Here is a 17,785-nt window from a genome sequence, read left to right as displayed (position 1 = left end):
AGAGAATTTTCATATCTTTGGCGTCATGTTGCAAGACAAAATACAGCAGTATACCGAAGAAATTGAGCAGTTTGCCCCCCAGTCTCCTGAGGAGTTGGAAACCTTTCGGTTGAAGTTCATGGTGGCAAAGGGCGTGATACGTGACCTTTTCGAAGAGTTTAAAACCGTTTCGGCCGACCAGAAGCGGGTACTCGGAAAGACACTGAATGAATTTAAACAAGCGGTTGAGCAGAAATACAAGACGTTTCAGGAGCAATTTGCTTCAGGTGCCAAGGTATCCAAAAAGGAAATCGGCGATCTTACATTACCCGGAGATGGAGTCGTGATTGGTTCGCGGCATCCGCTTTCGCTGGTGAGGAAGGAAATTGTTGAGATCTTTAAGAAATTAGGATTTACAGTAGCCGAGGGACCAGAAATCGAAGATGATTGGCATAATTTTACTGCACTGAATTTTCCGCCTGAACACCCTGCTCGGGATATGCAGGATACGTTTTTCATCAAGAAGCAAGCGGGTAATGACATCGCATTACGTACGCATACATCGTCGGTACAGGTTCGAATGATGGAAAATGGCAAGCCTCCTTTTCGTTCGATCATGCCTGGAAGGGTGTACCGAAACGAAGCAATTTCGGCCCGTGCGCATTGTTTTTTCCATCAGGTTGAGGGGCTTTATGTAGACGAAGGGGTCTCTTTTATGGATCTTAAACAGACGCTTTATCATTTCGTGCAAGAGCTTTTTGGGGACGACACCCAAGTGCGTTTCCGTCCCTCTTATTTTCCGTTTACTGAGCCATCTGCTGAAATGGATATCAGCTGTACAATCTGCAAAGGGAAAGGATGTAACCTGTGTAAATATACCGGGTGGGTGGAGATTCTGGGGTGTGGTATGGTAGACCCCAATGTGCTTGAAAATTGTGGCATTGACAGCACCAAATACACAGGCTTTGCATTTGGAATGGGGATTGAACGGATTACCAATCTTAAGTATGAAATCAGGGATTTGCGATTATTTTCCGAAAATGACGTGCGGTTTTTGAAACAATTTGAAACCGAGTTGATCTAACGGTAAAGATGAAAAAGGCCGTTACATACCTATTTGCGTTTACGGCTTTTCTTGTGCCGGTTTCGTGTAAGAAAGGGGGATGCAATGTGGTTGATTATCGCCCATTCAATACAACAATCTCTTTGGTGGAATTCAGCGAGCTGCTGCTGCTGATGCAACCTGTAGCTTTGGGAGCTGAACGGGGGGGGATTGCTGGACTCATTGTGATGCAGGTAAGTGATCGTGAATATGTAGCTTTTGATAGATGTAGCACCGTTAACCCTGGGAAAAGATGTGCTGTGGAACTGGAAGGAGATGGGCCGGTTGCAGTAGATCCTTGTTCGGGTGCTAAATATATTTTAACCAATGGTTCGCCATCAGCCATTGCGGAATGCCCCCTACGACCTTATTATGTGAGGAGAAATGGGGATATCTTAATCGTTTCAAATTAATAAATGGAAGCCGATAAAGTAAAGGAGACTATCAAGAAGGCTGCTCGGGAGCTTTTTAGGCGCTACGGTTACAAGAAGACAAGTGTCAACGAAATCGCGCGGAAAGCAAAAATTGCCAAAGCGACGATTTATAAGTATTTTGATAGCAAGGAACTGGTGCTTCACGCAATCCTGATGGACTATATCCGGGAAAGCGTTGATGATTTGCTTGGCAAATACAGCCGGGAGGCCGATCTTGAAACCTACCTGAGTAATACCATTCTGCGGGTCAGCCGCCTTACTTACACGATATGTAACGAATTTCTCGGTTGGGATTTTATACGAGAGTCGACGAACACGCAGGAATACCTCCATACCTTGTCTGATGACCTGGAGTTCCTTCTGGTCAGTTCATTTATTAACAATACCGAAATTGGCGAAGCCGTTGAACCCGAAAGATTGACCTTTCTCATTAAAGCCAGCAAGAACATCGTGTTCTCGTTTGCGTTTACCTCCGTCAGCGAAGCGGACGTTCGGAAAAACTTCGTCTCCTTTCAAAAAGAAATTCTGCCGTACCTCGTCAAAGCGACCGTGGATGGCAATTGAATTTATTCGCCGGTTAATCCCTGGGTTTTACGGATACTAGGTCAGGTTATTACCTGGTTCCTGGTTTGGCTGGTGGGGATACCCAGGCAGATGATGCTTTATCCTCCGGCTGCATCCTGCAACCATCAATATGTTTCCGTTTAAGAACACAGATGCGTGAAAAACCCGTATCTTTGCACCCTTATGAGCAGAAGAAAAATCACACCTGAACAACGGGCGCTATCCGATGTATCGATTACCGATATTGCCGAAGAAGGCAAGGGGGTAGGTAAATCCGGGGAACTCGTTCTTTTCATAGACAAAGCGATTCCGGGTGATGTGGTTGATGTGGAGTTGATGCGCAAAAAGAAGAACTTTGCCGAAGCGCGTATTTCCCGGATAATTCAACCTTCCTTGCACCGGATCACTCCTTTTTGTAAGCATTTCGGTATATGCGGCGGTTGCAAATGGCAGCATATGGACTACAATGCCCAATTGATCTACAAGCAGAAAAGCGTGGACAATGCGTTGTCGCGGTTGGGTAAAATAGATACCTCCGAAATGGAAACAATTCTACCTGCTCCGCAAACACAGTATTATCGTAATAAACTCGAATATACATTTTCCAACAAGCGGTGGTTTACCGAGGTGGAGGATGAACAGACAATGGCGCAGCCAAATGCGCTGGGATTCCACGTGCCCCTGCGGTTCGATAAGATATTGGATATTGAACACTGCCATTTACAGCAATCGCCATCCAATGAAATCCGGAATAAATTACGGGCGTTTGTGCTGGAGCAACGAATTTCTTTTTACGACTTGCGGCAGCATGAGGGCGCATTGCGTAACCTCATAATCCGGACAGCTTCCACCGGTGAGCTGATGGTAATCGTCGTGTTTGCTTATGCCGATGCGGATACCGTCGCAAAGACCATGACTTTCCTTGCCAACGAATTTCCACAGATTACTTCCTTGCTTTACATTCTCAATGAAAAGAAAAATGACACCATTTTTGACCAGCATGTTCATGTCTATGCAGGGCGTGACCATATCTTTGAGGAGATGGAAGGACTTCGGTTCAAGATCGGTGCCAAATCATTCTATCAGACTAACTCAGCGCAGGCTTATGAACTTTACAAAATAACACGTGATTTTGCATCATTTAAAGGGCATGAACGCGTGTATGATCTTTATACTGGAGCCGGGACGATTGCCAACTTCGTTGCCCGACATGTGCGTGAGGTCATCGGCGTGGAATATGTGCCTTCGGCCATCGAAGACGCCAAAATCAATTCGCAGATAAATGGTATCGGAAATACCCGATTTTTCGCCGGAGACATGAAAGACGTATTGACACCACAGTTTGTCAAAGCGAACGGCAAGCCAGATGTAGTGATTACCGACCCACCACGAGCCGGAATGCATCCCGATGTTGTGGCACGGCTGCTGGAAATGGAGGCGCCAAAAATTGTATACGTGAGTTGCAATGCGGCAACTCAGGCCCGGGATCTCGCTTTACTTAACGAAAAGTATGAAGTCAAACGGATCCGGCCGGTAGATATGTTTCCCCACACTCAGCACGTGGAGAACGTGGTATTGCTCGGTCTGAAAGGTGCAACTTTTTAATTTTCAACTTTCAATTTTTAATTTCTTCCCATGGAATTGCAGGATTTACTCGGAGCGCAGGCGGGCGATGACGGACAGCCAAAAAAGGAAAGTCCGCTGAAGAGCCTCAAAGCCGATCTGGATTTTTACGCGGAATCCATCAAGGAGATTGCTGTTGAAATAATGGCAGAAGGGCTGTCCGCCTATCCCATCTTCATTGCCCATCAGCATGAAGTGACTATGGGTGAACTGATACTGGATAAGAATGAGCTGGGCACCGATTGGTCTATCCATGCATCTACTTTGGAGGAGTTTGTAGAGCGGGGCATCATCAAGGAAGACCGGAAAGCGCATTTCATTAAGCAATACAAAAAGCCCGAAGATTTTATGTGCATCTTTGCAATCGTTCCCGAAGGAGCCAATTTTGTATTTTATCCTTACAAAGCCTGATCGCTTGCATTGATAGGCATAAGAAAAAGCTGAGGTTAAACGTTTGGTATAAAAATCAGTCAAATGAAAAGTATACATGGTACGTCTGACTAACATACTGTTGTTTGTTTTCATTAGCGTGCTCCCAATCGGGCTTTTTGCTCAGGAATCGGGAGTTATTCGGGGTATCGTCGTAGAGGCTGGCACGAGCAAACGGCTGGGAGGAGCCACCATCACCAACAAAAATACCGGTCAGAATTCGGCATCTAGCGGTTTAGGGACATTTGAAATTACGGCTTCGGTAGGGGATACCCTCGTAGCAAACAGCATCGGCTACCAATCTGCTATCGCCGAGATAAAGACGTTAAGCGATATACTTATTGACATGACGCCAGGGAGTATTCTGCTGGAACAGGTTGATGTTAACCGGATGAGCAAAGAAGCAGAGCTTCGCGATGCGATGCGCGGATACCGTAAGCAAGGCGTTTATTTTGATGGAAAACCTCCGGCCTTGGCTTACATTTTTAACCCGATTACGTCTTTGTATGAGTTGTTGGGGCGGACACCACGGAATGCCAGGCGTTTCAGCAATTACATGGAAAAGGAATTGGCCGAAACTGATGTAGATCGGAAATTCAGCCGGGGAAAAATTCACGAGCTTACGGGCTTGGAGGGTGATGACCTTACGAATTTTATGATTTGGTATCGGCCATCTTACGAAAAAGCACAATACTGGGGCGAGTATGACATAACAGCTTATATCGTCCAATCTTTTAAACAATTTGACCGCGATGGCCGACCACCTGCCCCTAAACTTCCTACGTTAGAAGCTGAGCCCGATAAGTAAGCGGTGTCAGTCCGCCAACAATCGTGTGGACAACGGTACCCACGCTCCACCTCATAGTTTGGCATCGGGTTTGCATTTGATGAATCAAACAAAATAAGTAACTATGATAACGAATAGAAAAATAGCCCTATTTGGACTTTCGGTGGCCACTTCGGCTATGCTGTTGGGAAGCTGCAGCACTATACAATCGATGAGCAACACGCAAAAAGGAGCTGCCACAGGAGCCGTAGCTGGCGGTGCCTTAGGAGCAATTATCGGCAAGAAGGCAGGAAACACGGCCGTAGGTGTACTCGCGGGAGCTGCCCTGGGGGGTGTTGCCGGTGGACTCATCGGTAAAAAAATGGACAAGCAGGCTGCGGAGATTGAGCGTACCGTAGCGGGCGCTGAAGTGATTAAGGCAGACGAGGGAATCATTGTGAAATTTGACTCGGGCATCTTGTTTGACTTCGACAAAACCGATCTGAAGCCCGATGCAAAAACCAACATTGCCAAGCTGGTTGAGAATCTAAATGATAATCCGAATACAGATATTTTGGTGATCGGTCATACCGACAATAAGGGAACGGATACGTATAATCAAGGCCTTTCGGAACGCAGGGCAAAATCGGTTAAAAGTTATGCGGTTTCGCAGGGCCTTGCTGGCCGACGTGTCAAAACCGAAGGTAAAAGTTTTCACGAGCCCATTGCAGACAATAGTACCGAAGCTGGTCGGGCAGAAAACCGCCGCGTAGAAATCGTTATCGTGGCCAATGATAAGATGAAAAAAGAGGCCGAGGAAGAAGCCGGTGTGTGAGTGAAGGCGACTTATTAATCTAAATGCGGTTTATTGACTAAACCGCATTTTTTAATTCCCCCAAGCTGTAATCAAAAGTCGTCTTCTGCCGCCCTGGTTGCGGTGTTCGCAGAGGTATATCCCCTGCCAGGTTCCCAAAGCAAGTACCCCTTTCTGGATCGGAATACTCACAGACGCTCCCATTAAAGAAGATTTGATATGAGCGGGCATGTCATCCGCTCCTTCGTAATCATGGCGGTAATCGGGGTCGTTTTCAGGTACTGATTTGTTGAAATACATCTCAAAGTCTATTCGAACTGTCGGATCGGCATTTTCATTGATCGTCAATGACGCTGACGTGTGCTGGATGAAAACATGGCATACGCCAGCTTTCCAATGTGAAATCGGCAATAAATTGTGTTGGATTTCTGATGTGATCAGGTGAAAACCGCGGGATCGTTCGCGTAGGGTTACTTCTTTCTGAAAAATTTCCATAATTGTAATAAGTAGCAATCCAGGATTTGTTTTTTTCAAATCTACCAATTTCGGCCAGACCATTACCAATAACCTACTTGATTTCGGTCCACGTCTGGCAATGCTTCATCGATTGAATTGTGGTGTAACGTAAAAGTTACGAATGATGCAGCTATAATTTCCGATGTTCGTATGCAATAAAACTAGCGTTGGGGTGTCTTATCCGAAATGCACAAGGTTAGCACTCCTTATTCGCACATGAATGGTATCACATTTTAACTAAATCTTATGAAGTATGTATGGCTATTAACCGTTGTGGGCTGTCTATTTTTCGCTGCCCCTGTTTCAGGTAGTCTAAGGATGTATGCGCTACAGGATACATCGTCAAAAAAGCAACCGGACACCGCTAAAGTGGCACCGCCTGACAGTACTAAGAAAGCCGCGGCGGATTCCTTGAAAAAGAAGCCCGAAAAGCCGTCGATCGAGGATAAAGTAAAGGCGAGCAAAAAGGTAGATGGACTTTTTACCCTATACCGTGACACAGCGACAGCAAGTTTGCAACTTTACCTGGAGAAGGAGCAGTTGGGCAAAAAATTTATTTATCAAAGTTTCTCAATGGGAGGACCCACCGCTTTGTATCTCAACCAGAATATGATCCGGGATACCTGGCTGTTCAGTGTCCGCAAGAACAACGATCGGATTGAGTTTTTACGAAAAAACACGTCATTTTATTACAATCCCGACAATCCGGTGAGCAAGGCGGCCAATGCGGACGTCGCCGATGCGGTTTTTTATTCGGAGAAGATAGCGGCTTCAGACAGTGCGGGCTATCTGATCCCGATCGATGGATTGTTCATCAGCGATAAATTGGATCGGGTGAAGCCGATTATCCCACCGGGGATACCTCCTACTGCTGTTTTCAATCTGGGCAATCTGAATGTCGCAAAATCAAGTTATGACACGGTGCGGTCGTTTCCAAAAAATACTGACATCGTTGTACGGCTTGCTTACGACAACCCGACACCTATGAACGGTGGAGGAAAGGACATCACGGATGCACGATATGTAACGATCCGGATGCAGCACTCTTTTCTGGAAGTGCCTCAGAATAATTACCGACCCAGGCGGGATGATCCACGTGTAGGGTATTTCGGTGCCGAAGTGGATGATTTGACGTCGGTATCTCCCACACCATATCGGGATTTCATCAGCCGTTGGCACCTGGAGAAGAAAAATCCGAATGCTAAAATCAGTGAACCCGTCGAGCCGATCGTATTCTGGATTGAAAATACAACGCCGCTGGAATACCGGCCGATTATCAAGGAGGCCGGCGAAAAATGGAATGAAGCATTCGAAGCAGCCGGTTTTAAAAATGCGGTTGTCATGAAAGAAATGCCGGACGATGCAGACTGGGATCCCGCAGACATTGCATACAATGTAATTCGTTGGAAATCATCCAGCAAACCGAGTTATGGTGCGATCGGCCCCAGTTTCTTTAATCCGCTGACCGGACAGATTCTGGGAGCAGATATTACGGTGGAATGGAAGTCGGGCGCAGGTACACCGGTCTACGATGACCTGTTCAATGGGGGTGTCGCAGCTTTGGGGGCCTTGCCTTGGGAACATCCGGAACAAGCAATAGTTCCTCAAGCGGAATATGTGCACCATTCTCAGGTGAACCGGATGGCGATGTGTAACCTAGCCAACGAATTAAGCATGCAGTACCAAACGGGGATGGCTGTCGTGGAGACATTGGATGCGGAAACCGGGGAGGCCAAACAGGTTGCGACGGTGAAAGAGATGCACAAGCAGTTCCTGTACTACCTGATTATGCATGAGATGGGTCACACGTTGGGCTTAAACCACAACATGAGAGCCAGCCAGATGTTAAGTCCCGAACAGCTGCACGATACAAAACTAACACGGAAGATCGGGCTGCAAGGTTCAGTAATGGATTATCCTGCGATCAATGTAAGCCGCGATCGCAGCAAACAAGGAGATTATTATACGACAAAGGCAGGGCCCTATGATATCTGGGCGATCGAATATGGTTACACACCTTTTTCTCCTGAGGAAGAAGAAAAAGGTTTGGATAAAATTCTGAGTCGCAGCACCGACCCCCGATTGGCTTTCGGTAATGATGCCGATGATATGCGTAGTCCCGGCAAAGCGATCGACCCACGTGTAAATGTCAACGATCATTCCAACGACATGATGGCGTATGGCGAAGAACGGTTTCTGCTGGTGAACGACATGATGCCAAAACTGAAGGAACGGTTCAGTAGGCCAAATCAAAGCTACCAGGAGTTGTTACAACGTTACGGCCAGCTCAACAGCCAGCGGTCTAGCATGGCTGCTGCCATCAGCCGCTACATCGGTGGGGTTTATGTAGATCGTAGTTTCGTAGGGCAGCGTACCGATGCAAAACCCTATACACCTGTGCCGTTGGAAGTGCAAAAGAAAGCGATGGCATTACTCGGCAAATATATTTACGCACCGGATGCCTTTGCCGAAGACTATTCGTTGTTCCCTTACCTTCAACCGCAACGCCGCGGATTCAATTTCTTTAGCAGTACAGAGGATTACAAACCACAGAATACATTCCGGTCGTTGCAGGTGAGTACACTTTCGCACATCCTGCATCCGACAACACTTTCGCGTATCAGCAACAGCAGCCTGTATGGCAACGAATATTCGGTAGCGGAGGTGATGCAGGATCTGACGATGAATATTTTTGATGCAGATTTGGGTGGTTCGGTCGATCTGATCCGCCAGAACCTCCAAACGGACTATGTGTCGGCGCTGAGCGGTATTTTGGAGGCTAAAACCGGTTATGATCATGCGAGCAAGGCGGCGGCACTGCTGACGCTCAGGGCAATAAAATCGAAATTGGCTGGCGCTGCTTCAGGAGCCGACCTTCAAACCGATGCACACCGGAAGAACCTGGTATTCTTAATTGATAAAGCGCTATCGGTAGATAAAGCATCCTAAGCAGGTGTTTTCTTGAGAATTCGTGCGTCTTTTGGTTGAAAATAGGTTAGCCAAGAAAGGTGCACGAATTCTTGTATACATCCTCCCAGATCCGTAATTTTACAACAAACCAATCCCACTGCCTTCTTTTATTTGGCATCGTTCCACCATCCGTCGGACAAAGCAAATACCTGCCCGGCACCTGCTTCATACCTCCTTATCCCTGAACCCGTATTGGATATGTGGTGAGTCTAAGATGAGTCCGGTTTTTCCTAGAAAAAGCCGGACTCATCCTGGACTCACCTTGGACTCACCTTGGACTCATTACGAAGTAGGTATTAAGAAGGTGCCCCCTTGGTATAGATCTTGTCTTGACCTAAGTTATCACGGTACGGGGTTGTTTATGATGCTGCGTTGATTATGCAAATCTGTTAATTCTGTTTGATATATACAAGTATTTGAAGAGTTACGCCAATAGGCGCTCTTATTAATTTCTTGTTCAACAGGCTAATTTTGAATTGATCAATTGTTTTAATTGTTAATCCATGTTGCTGGCATTGTAAAGATTCCCTAGCAGTTCGTTTTTGGTGGCGTCATTCCGTTTAAAATCAACTATTTTCGGGTGGATTCTAAACACTGGACTTAAATTCCGGCTTCTTAAACTGGCAATACAACTTAGGTAATTAGGGGAGTTAGGTCTATCCAGGAAGATAGGATTTCTTGTATGGATTCACTAACTCAACATAATTATGATGTCTTTACAAAAAACCTTTTACCAAATTTGCTTTGCAGAATTGTTTTTATTGGTCGGCTGTCACCGGGATGTTCCGATACCGCCGTCGGAGAAAGACGATGTGCGTCAAATTACTTTTAAGTTATCGGGCTTCGAATCCGAAGTTGCGTCTTTGTCCGGTCGGTATATAAAGAGAGGTATGGCTCTCTCGGATATGGGGATGCAGGCGTTGCATAACCTTGCACCAAGCCCCGAATCGCAGTACCTCTATTATTGGTCTTTTAATGACGAAACGTTAGAGCCGGACATTGCGGTGGATGAGAAAGGTGTAGGGGTTGAGGCGGACGCGGATTTGAAGTTTGGGACAGGGTTTGCTTCCGACGTATATGAGGCCGGCGACGCGTTGAGTATGAAAGGTGTAAAAACAGTTGAAATGAATCTGCCCGTGGTTGGAATCAGTTCTTTTGCGGATTTCAGCTTTGATATCAGTAGCTCTAATACGGGACCCAAAGACTTCTTATTATCCTATTCGATTGACGGCGGCGATAGCTATGAAGTATTGGCTGAAAATAATCAATTCGAGAAGATGGGGGCTCAAGCCCGAAATGAATATACTTTTGATATTAGCGTTTTTCCACAATTTATCGGCGTTGACGTACTAAAATTAAAATTTGATTTTCTAGCCGGTAACCGTGACGATGACAATGATTACAACGAGAGTGCGGGTGTTGTTAAACTGGATAACATCCGCCTTTCCGGTGTATACAATGGCGAAGTGGTAACGGAGACCGATCCGTCGATGCCGAGTACATTGCACTATTACGTATTCTCATCTGACGATGGAACGGTTGTAGCCCAACAAAAATTTGCAATGGACGAGCTGGAGGAAGGCGATTTATTGACAATGAATTTAACCGAAGGTACCTATGACGTCTTGTTTCTGGCTTATCAATCCGATCGAAGCTTACTTCTGCCGGAAGATCTTACCCATGCAAGTGAGTTTTACTTCGGACAGGAGTTTGATGATCATCGGGCGGTTACGTATGCATTGTTGAGATCGGATTTAGAAGTAGGGGATACCGACGTAGCAGAATCGGCTGTGCTGACACGGTGTTTCAGTTTGATCAAATTTAATTTTGCGGATCTGATGGGCGATTTACAAAAGATAACGAAAATCACAGTGACCAGAAGCCATGAAAACTACCTATATACACCTTTCGGAATCCCATCCGGTTTACCCATGTCCGATGCCCAATCGATCGCCTTCAGTGATTTTGAGACGACGGAGGATTTCCAAATAGCTTTCCACCAGTTTTTTGGATTGATTGACGAGGGGCATACCTACGACGTTAATTATGAGCTTACGGCCTATGGAGCGGACGAGGAGGTGTTGCGTAGCGTAACAGTGGCCGAAAGTATCCGTAATAACGTACAACTGCTATTTAGTGGAAAACTATTGGGGGATTTAGACCGTTTTGCCATCGATATCAACCCCGACTGGGATGATACGATCGAACAGAAGTTTTGATTAAAAAGCCTCGCTCAATGACAGGTAGAAACCGCCCTGGCGCTTTTCGCCGGGGCGTTGCTCTCCGATTCCATAATCAAGGCGGACACTGCTGTTATGTTCCAGATCAAAAAAGTAGCGGATACCACCGCCATAAGAAGGAATAAGCCGCGCATTTCGCCAACCATCATGGTAGGTGGACCCTGTTCCGATAAAGCCGGCGACGCCTACCCGCGGGTGAAAGCGATAACGGAGTTCACTTTGGGCGGCTATCAGACTGCGGTCGCGATATCTGCCTGTGTAATAGCCACGCATCATCATATCGCCACCCAGCTCACGGTATATATAGAAGGGAATGCGTGAGCCTATTGATGTTTTATAGTGACCGTTGAATCCCAGCGTCAATTGATCGGATAAGGGGAGAAACGCGCGTAAGTCTACGTCTAGGATGCTCCCCTTAAAGCGGCTGCCGTCACCAAATCCGGGTGAATAAGCATATTTGGCACGGGCGTAATACCCTCGGGTGGTGTAGGTGTTGATATCGCGCGTGTCATACAGTTGGGAAATGCCCAACAGGAAATGCCCACCACCCATTTGCCCATAAGGAGGTGCCTGTTGGAATATCCCGCCGTTTTCACGGTCGGAAAAAGCGAAACGCTCGTAAGCCAAGTTAATTCCTGCATAATAATTGGGAGCCAGTCTGCGTTCACCTTCAAAACGAAGGCGGATCAGTTGCATGAGCAAAACGTCCTCATCCCGCTCATTCGTTTGGTTGCCAATCCCATAGAAATTGAATGGAAAATTCCGGAAGCGGAGTTCGCTGGTGTAGTGGTATTGGTTACCTGTGGTCCATATATCCGATTCCAGCTTGAGATTGGTCTGCCGCTCGGTGGTAAAGGTTCCGATAAAGGTGATGTTGGATGTTCGGATGGTGGTGTCTGTCTTGTCGAGATAAAAATTGTAAACGCCGGCTAAGCCAAATTCCAATCCGGTTTCCTGTGCGTATCCCAATGCCGGGACAACGATAAATCCGGCCGATCGCGTGCTATCCTTTTCGGGTGAAACAAATCGCTTAATAAGTTTATGATCCCAAAGACTCTTTTTTTCCTGTGAGAGAGCAGGAAGCGTAGTAATCCCGATAAGTAGGCAAAGTAGGTAACGTCGAACCATTTCCATAGCACAATTTCTGCGGCGAAGATACGGATTAACCGATAACCCGTGGGCCTATCTATATTTTTGTAAATTATTTTTGTATTAATACAAGTTTGTATATCTTTGCAGTCCCTAAAGGAAAAGGGCGTTTTTTGAAGGTTTTTGCCTCCTTAGTTTGTTTGTCAGCGGTTGGAAACCGGCAGGTAACTGCGGGTAGCTGGTGAGCCGGAATGTGGGGAACGCGTGTTTTTTGAAATATTTATGCCTCCTTAGCTCAGCTGGTAGAGCAACTGACTTGTAATCAGTAGGTCGCTGGTTCGATCCCGGCAGGGGGCTCTAAAATCTGGGGGGATTCCAGAGCGGTCAAATGGGACGGACTGTAAATCCGTTGCTTCGGCTTCGAAGGTTCGAATCCTTCTCCCCCCACTTCAGCGGAAGTAGCTCAATTGGTAGAGCGATAGCCTTCCAAGCTATAGGTTGCGGGTTCGAGACCCGTCTTCCGCTCATAAGGTGTTGATCATGTCTCTGTCAAGCCACTAAAAAGTGAATTGGCAGGGAATTTTGATTGTAAACACAAAGCCGATGTAGCTCAGCGGTAGAGCACTTCCTTGGTAAGGAAGAGGTCATGGGTTCAAGTCCCATCATTGGCTCGTAAGAGTAACATAATAGTTAACATCATACAATAAAATTTTAAATTACTAATTCGCATAAAACATGGCAAAAGAGAAATTTGACCGCAGTAAGCCGCACTTAAACATTGGTACGATCGGTCACGTTGACCACGGTAAAACAACTACTACCGCCGCTATTACAAAAGTGCTGGCAGACAAAGGACTTTCTGAAGCCCGCTCTTTCGATTCCATCGACTCTGCCCCCGAAGAAAAAGAACGTGGTATCACCATCAATACATCGCACGTAGAATATCAAACAGCCAATCGTCACTATGCGCACGTTGACTGCCCCGGACACGCTGACTACGTAAAAAACATGGTTACCGGTGCTGCGCAAATGGACGGCGCTATCATCGTCGTCGCTGCTACCGACGGTCCGATGCCCCAAACCCGCGAGCACATCCTGTTGGCTCGTCAGGTAGGTGTACCTGCTTTGGTGGTATTCATGAACAAGGTGGATTTGGTAGACGATCCTGAGTTGTTGGATTTGGTTGAAATGGAAATCCGCGAATTGTTGTCATTCTATGAATATCCGGGTGATGATATTCCTGTAATCCGTGGTTCTGCATTGGGTGGCCTGAATGGTGAGCCGCAGTGGGTTGAAAAAATCATGGAATTGATGGACGCCGTAGATAACTACATTCCGATTCCTCCGCGGTTGACAGACCTTCCGTTCCTGATGCCGATTGAAGACGTATTTTCGATCACTGGTCGTGGTACGGTTGCCACCGGACGTATCGAGCGTGGTGTAATCAATACCGGTGACCCGGTTGAGATTCTAGGTATGGGTGCTGAAAACCTGAAATCAACGGTAACAGGTGTGGAAATGTTCCGCAAAATCCTCGACTACGGTGAAGCGGGTGATAACGTAGGTCTGCTGTTGCGCGGTATTGAAAAAACCGATATCCGTCGGGGTATGGTAATCTGTAAACCAGGTTCTGTAACTCCGCACACCGAATTCAAAGCGGAAGTTTACGTATTGTCAAAAGCTGAGGGTGGCCGTCATACACCGTTCTTCAACAAATACCGTCCGCAATTTTATTTCCGTACCACAGACGTAACAGGCGAGATCGCGCTTCCTGATGGTGTGGAAATGGTAATGCCTGGCGATAACGTAACGATCACTGTAAAATTGATCAACGCGATCGCAATGGAAAAAGGTCTTCGTTTCGCGATCCGTGAAGGTGGTCGGACCGTAGGTGCCGGACAGGTAACTGAGATTATCAAGTAAAACAGTCCCCTCGGGATTGAATATTCCAACTGATTAGCTAATCAGTACGTGACTGATTAGCTAATCGTGTCTAATGAATGAAGACACACACGGGCATAGTTCAATGGTAGAATAGAGGTCTCCAAAACCTTTGATCTGGGTTCGAATCCTGGTGCCCGTGCAAAAACGAATGGTAAAAAATGGCAAACGTACTTGAATTTATAAAAGACTCTTATACAGAAATGAGTCAGAAGGTCACTTGGCCGACGTGGTCTCAACTGCAAAGTTCGGCCGTGGTGGTATTGGTGGCGTCAATTATCATTGCGTTAGTGATTTTTGCTATGGATAAGGCATCGAGTACTGTGCTGGAGTTGTTTTATAATATTAGGTCTTAATTGCTGGGAAAGAAGAAATGGCAGATCAAGCACTGAAATGGTATGTTGTACGGGCCGTAAGTGGTAAGGAAAAGAAGGTAAAACAATATATAGAGGCAGAAATAAACCGCATGGGGATCAATCATCTGGTGCCACAGGTGCTGATTCCGATGGAAAAGTATTACCAGATGCGAGACGGAAAGAAGGTGGCTAAGGAGCGCAATTTCTATCCGGGGTATGTATTGCTGGAAGCGGCGTTGGATGGTGAGTTGGAACACGTAATTAAGAACATTAACAGTGTTGTTGGTTTTTTAGGGGATAAAGACGGCACCCCCATTCCCTTGCGGCCTGCCGAAATCAACCGGATCCTGGGCAAGGTCGATGAAATGTCCGAACAGGGCGAATTGATGAATGTGCCTTTTTATGTAGGTGAACTCGTCAAGGTAAACGACGGTCCATTCAATGGATTTACCGGAGAAATCGAAGAGGTAAACGAAGAGAAAAAGAAGCTGAAGGTGATGGTTAAGGTATTTGGCCGCAAGACGCCTTTGGAACTGAATTATATACAAGTAGAAAAAGAATAAGCATCGTTGCTTTATTTATAAAATTTTTTGTACCTTTGCACTCCATTTTGGGGTGCTTGTGCAATTAAGCGATAAGCGCTTCAAAATCTAAATGTTACGTTAAATGCTTCCAACTTACTAACAAACATTTATTAATTAAATTTACATCGAGAAATGGCAAAAGAAGTCAGTGCGTTAGTAAAATTACAAGTGAAGGGCGGCGCTGCAAATCCGTCGCCCCCGGTGGGTCCCGCTTTGGGTGCCAAGGGGGTGAATATCATGGAATTTTGCAAGCAGTTCAATGCACGCACCCAAGACAAGCCCGGCAAGGTATTGCCCGTTGTTATCACGGTGTACAGCGACAAATCATTCGATTTTATCATTAAAACTCCTCCGGTGGCCATTCAATTAATTGAGGCAACGGGTGTGAAAGGAGGCTCTGGTGAGCCTAACCGTAAAAAGGTAGGTTCGGTTACCTGGGAACAGGTGGAAACCATTGCGAAAGATAAAATGGCTGATTTGAATGCGTTTACACTGGATTCGGCGATGCGGATGGTAGCTGGGACGGCGCGTAGTATGGGGATTACTGTAAATGGTAATGCGCCCTGGAACAATTAATTAACGAAATCAGTTTAAGAAAGTGGCAAGATTAACGAAAAATCAGAAAGCGGCACTATCCAAGATTGAAATTGGTAAAGCATATTCTTTGCAGGAGGCTTCCGCCTTGGTAAAAGATATCACTATTGCCAAATTTGATGCGTCGGTGGATATCGATGTACGCCTTGGCGTAGATCCCCGTAAAGCCAATCAAATGGTACGGGGTATCGCAACTTTGCCACATGGTACGGGTAAAACCGTCCGCGTGCTGGTGCTTTGTACTCCCGATAAAGAGGAAGAAGCGAAGGCGGCCGGAGCAGACTATGTGGGATTGGACGACTATATCAGTAAGATAGAAGGCGGATGGACCGATATTGACATCATTATTACCATGCCCAGTGTAATGGCTAAGGTAGGTAAGTTGGGCCGTATCCTCGGCCCGCGTAACTTGATGCCTAATCCGAAAACCGGCACGGTAACAACCGATGTAGGTAAAGCGGTTACAGAAGTCAAGGCGGGTAAAATTGATTTCAAGGTAGACAAGACTGGAATTATTCATACCTCCATAGGCAAAGCATCTTTTTCATCGGATAAGATTTATGAAAATGCCTTAGAAGTATTGCAAACAATTTCTAAGTTGAAGCCGTCAGCGGCAAAGGGAACGTATTTCAAAAGTATTTACCTCTCTTCTACCATGAGCCCCGGTATTCAGATTGAAACTAAATCAGTAGCAGGAATTTAATCATGAAAAGAGAAGAAAAGCAAGAAATTGTTAAAGCTTTGGCTGAACAGATTAAATCGTACGGTAATTTTTACATTACCGATACTGCTGATTTGACCGTGGCTAAAATCAATGGCATCCGTCGTAAGTGTTTCGACAGTGGTATAGCCATTCAGGTGGTAAAAAACACCTTGATCAAGAAGGCGCTTGTAGAAGCGGGTGTGGATTCAGAAGAATTGTTGAGCGTATTGAAGGGTTCTTCTACGATGCTTTTTTCCGAAACCGGTAATGCACCTGCTAAATTGATTAAAGAGCTCCGGAAGAGTGGCGATAAGCCTGTATTGAAAGGAGCTTACATCGATGCAGCGGTTTTCATTGGAGACAACCAAGTGGATGCGCTGAGCAAACTCAAATCGAAGAATGAGTTGATCGGTGACATCATCGGCTTGCTGCAGTCTCCGGCCAAAAATGTGGTTTCGGCTCTCCAGTCGGGAGGCAACACATTGGCTGGATTGGTCAAAACGTTACAGGAAAGAGGTTAAGGGTTCCTCAGTCAAAATACCCGACGGATAGTTAACAAAATAGTAAAAAAGTAAATTCAAAAATTTAAAATAAAATGGCAGATTTAAAAGCGTTTGCTGAGCAGTTGGTAAACTTGACAGTAAAAGAAGTTAACGAGTTAGCTCAAATCTTGAAGGATGAGTATGGCATCGAGCCGGCTGCTGCTGCAGTTGCTGTTGCTGGTCCTGCTGCAGGTGGCGATGCACCTGCTGCTGCTGAAGAAAAAACTTCTTTCGACGTAATCCTGAAGGAAGCTGGCGGCCAGAAATTGGCTGTTGTTAAATTGGTGAAAGATTTGACAGGCCTTGGCCTGAAAGAAGCGAAAGACTTGGTTGATGGTGCACCGAAAGAACTGAAAACCGGTGTTGCTAAGGACGAAGCTGAAGCTTTGAAGAAGCAACTTGAAGAAGCAGGAGCTGTTGTTGAGATCAACTAATTCGGATCATACAACGCACCTGAATGGGTTAGACTCTGACGTGAATTTCGTCAGAGTCTATTCCTATTTATGACTTTTCCTCCTAATCGATAGGTCCAGCGCTGT

Annotated in this window: 18 protein-coding genes and 5 tRNA genes; 21 read left to right on the top strand and 2 right to left on the bottom strand. The window is 46.1% G+C overall.

Features of this window, described 5'->3' with window-relative positions; all coding sequences use genetic code 11:
* The first annotated feature begins 25 nt into the window (after positions 1-25).
* The 7 genes from pheS (at position 26) to BMZ56_RS13445 (ending at position 5,732) form a co-directional block, all read left to right on the top strand.
* On the top strand, positions 26-1,063 hold the full coding sequence (gene pheS / locus BMZ56_RS13475; RefSeq protein WP_090627558.1) for a phenylalanine--tRNA ligase subunit alpha: 1,038 nt from the start codon (positions 26-28) through the stop codon (positions 1,061-1,063).
* Between the two features lie 8 nt (positions 1,064-1,071).
* On the top strand, positions 1,072-1,494 hold the full coding sequence (locus tag BMZ56_RS13470; protein ID WP_090627556.1) for a hypothetical protein: 423 nt from the start codon (positions 1,072-1,074) through the stop codon (positions 1,492-1,494).
* Positions 1,495-1,497: 3 nt separating this feature from the next.
* Positions 1,498-2,079, top strand: a complete 582-nt coding sequence (locus BMZ56_RS13465; protein WP_090627554.1) for a TetR/AcrR family transcriptional regulator — start codon at positions 1,498-1,500, stop codon at positions 2,077-2,079.
* 183 nt (positions 2,080-2,262) lie between these two features.
* Positions 2,263-3,684, top strand: coding sequence for a 23S rRNA (uracil(1939)-C(5))-methyltransferase RlmD (rlmD, locus tag BMZ56_RS13460; RefSeq protein WP_090627552.1), 1,422 nt, complete (start codon positions 2,263-2,265; stop codon positions 3,682-3,684).
* A 30-nt stretch (positions 3,685-3,714) separates the two neighbouring features.
* The gene (locus BMZ56_RS13455; protein WP_090627550.1) at positions 3,715-4,113 is read left to right on the top strand and encodes a hypothetical protein; all 399 of its coding nucleotides are present in this window, start codon (positions 3,715-3,717) and stop codon (positions 4,111-4,113) included.
* A gap of 76 nt (positions 4,114-4,189) precedes the next feature.
* Positions 4,190-4,939, top strand: coding sequence for a peptidase associated/transthyretin-like domain-containing protein (locus BMZ56_RS13450; protein WP_090627546.1), 750 nt, complete (start codon positions 4,190-4,192; stop codon positions 4,937-4,939).
* A 103-nt stretch (positions 4,940-5,042) separates the two neighbouring features.
* Entirely contained in the window at positions 5,043-5,732 is a 690-nt protein-coding gene (locus tag BMZ56_RS13445; protein WP_090627544.1) for a YiaD family glycine zipper/OmpA-like lipoprotein, read from the top strand.
* Between the two features lie 51 nt (positions 5,733-5,783).
* Here BMZ56_RS13445 and BMZ56_RS13440 read toward each other — a convergent pair whose 3' ends face one another.
* Entirely contained in the window at positions 5,784-6,206 is a 423-nt protein-coding gene (locus BMZ56_RS13440) for a secondary thiamine-phosphate synthase enzyme YjbQ (protein ID WP_090627906.1), read from the bottom strand.
* Between the two features lie 267 nt (positions 6,207-6,473).
* On the opposite strand from BMZ56_RS13440, the gene BMZ56_RS13435 reads away from it, so the two are divergent.
* Together BMZ56_RS13435 and BMZ56_RS13430 are read left to right on the top strand one after the other, a co-directional pair.
* Positions 6,474-9,176 (top strand): zinc-dependent metalloprotease, encoded by a 2,703-nt coding sequence (locus BMZ56_RS13435; RefSeq protein WP_245893227.1) that lies wholly within the window; start codon positions 6,474-6,476, stop codon positions 9,174-9,176.
* Positions 9,177-9,904: 728 nt separating this feature from the next.
* Positions 9,905-11,416, top strand: coding sequence for a hypothetical protein (locus BMZ56_RS13430; protein ID WP_143072922.1), 1,512 nt, complete (start codon positions 9,905-9,907; stop codon positions 11,414-11,416).
* Here BMZ56_RS13430 and BMZ56_RS13425 read toward each other — a convergent pair whose 3' ends face one another.
* On the bottom strand, positions 11,417-12,571 hold the full coding sequence (locus BMZ56_RS13425; protein WP_090627537.1) for a BamA/TamA family outer membrane protein: 1,155 nt from the start codon (positions 12,569-12,571) through the stop codon (positions 11,417-11,419). It abuts the gene before it with no gap.
* Between the two features lie 239 nt (positions 12,572-12,810).
* Here BMZ56_RS13425 and BMZ56_RS13420 point away from each other — a divergent pair.
* From BMZ56_RS13420 to rplL, 12 genes are all read left to right on the top strand, one after another.
* Positions 12,811-12,883, top strand: a tRNA-Thr gene (locus BMZ56_RS13420).
* A 9-nt stretch (positions 12,884-12,892) separates the two neighbouring features.
* Positions 12,893-12,973: transfer RNA gene (locus BMZ56_RS13415), tRNA-Tyr, on the top strand.
* Between the two features lie 5 nt (positions 12,974-12,978).
* Positions 12,979-13,051: transfer RNA gene (locus BMZ56_RS13410), tRNA-Gly, on the top strand.
* Between the two features lie 74 nt (positions 13,052-13,125).
* Positions 13,126-13,197, top strand: a tRNA-Thr gene (locus BMZ56_RS13405).
* Between the two features lie 64 nt (positions 13,198-13,261).
* A complete protein-coding gene (tuf, locus tag BMZ56_RS13400; RefSeq protein WP_090627535.1) occupies positions 13,262-14,449 on the top strand; it encodes an elongation factor Tu in 1,188 nt (395 codons plus the stop codon).
* 89 nt (positions 14,450-14,538) lie between these two features.
* Positions 14,539-14,609, top strand: a tRNA-Trp gene (locus tag BMZ56_RS13395).
* A gap of 19 nt (positions 14,610-14,628) precedes the next feature.
* Positions 14,629-14,823, top strand: a complete 195-nt coding sequence (gene secE, locus BMZ56_RS13390; RefSeq protein ID WP_090627533.1) for a preprotein translocase subunit SecE — start codon at positions 14,629-14,631, stop codon at positions 14,821-14,823.
* A gap of 17 nt (positions 14,824-14,840) precedes the next feature.
* Positions 14,841-15,386: a transcription termination/antitermination protein NusG gene (nusG, locus tag BMZ56_RS13385; RefSeq protein ID WP_090627530.1), complete on the top strand. Its 546-nt coding sequence runs from the start codon at positions 14,841-14,843 to the stop codon at positions 15,384-15,386.
* Positions 15,387-15,539: 153 nt separating this feature from the next.
* Positions 15,540-15,983, top strand: coding sequence for a 50S ribosomal protein L11 (gene rplK / locus BMZ56_RS13380; RefSeq protein WP_090627528.1), 444 nt, complete (start codon positions 15,540-15,542; stop codon positions 15,981-15,983).
* Between the two features lie 22 nt (positions 15,984-16,005).
* A complete protein-coding gene (rplA, locus tag BMZ56_RS13375) occupies positions 16,006-16,704 on the top strand; it encodes a 50S ribosomal protein L1 (protein ID WP_090627525.1) in 699 nt (232 codons plus the stop codon).
* 2 nt (positions 16,705-16,706) lie between these two features.
* Positions 16,707-17,225, top strand: a complete 519-nt coding sequence (gene rplJ / locus BMZ56_RS13370) for a 50S ribosomal protein L10 (protein ID WP_090627523.1) — start codon at positions 16,707-16,709, stop codon at positions 17,223-17,225.
* A gap of 74 nt (positions 17,226-17,299) precedes the next feature.
* Positions 17,300-17,680, top strand: coding sequence for a 50S ribosomal protein L7/L12 (rplL, locus tag BMZ56_RS13365; RefSeq protein ID WP_090627521.1), 381 nt, complete (start codon positions 17,300-17,302; stop codon positions 17,678-17,680).
* Positions 17,681-17,785: the final 105 nt, after the last annotated feature.

This window comes from Parapedobacter indicus (assembly GCF_900113765.1).
In the GTDB taxonomy this organism is placed as follows: domain Bacteria; phylum Bacteroidota; class Bacteroidia; order Sphingobacteriales; family Sphingobacteriaceae; genus Parapedobacter; species Parapedobacter indicus.
Note: the sequence above shows the minus strand (reverse complement) of the source record. Positions and strands in the feature narration are given on the sequence as shown.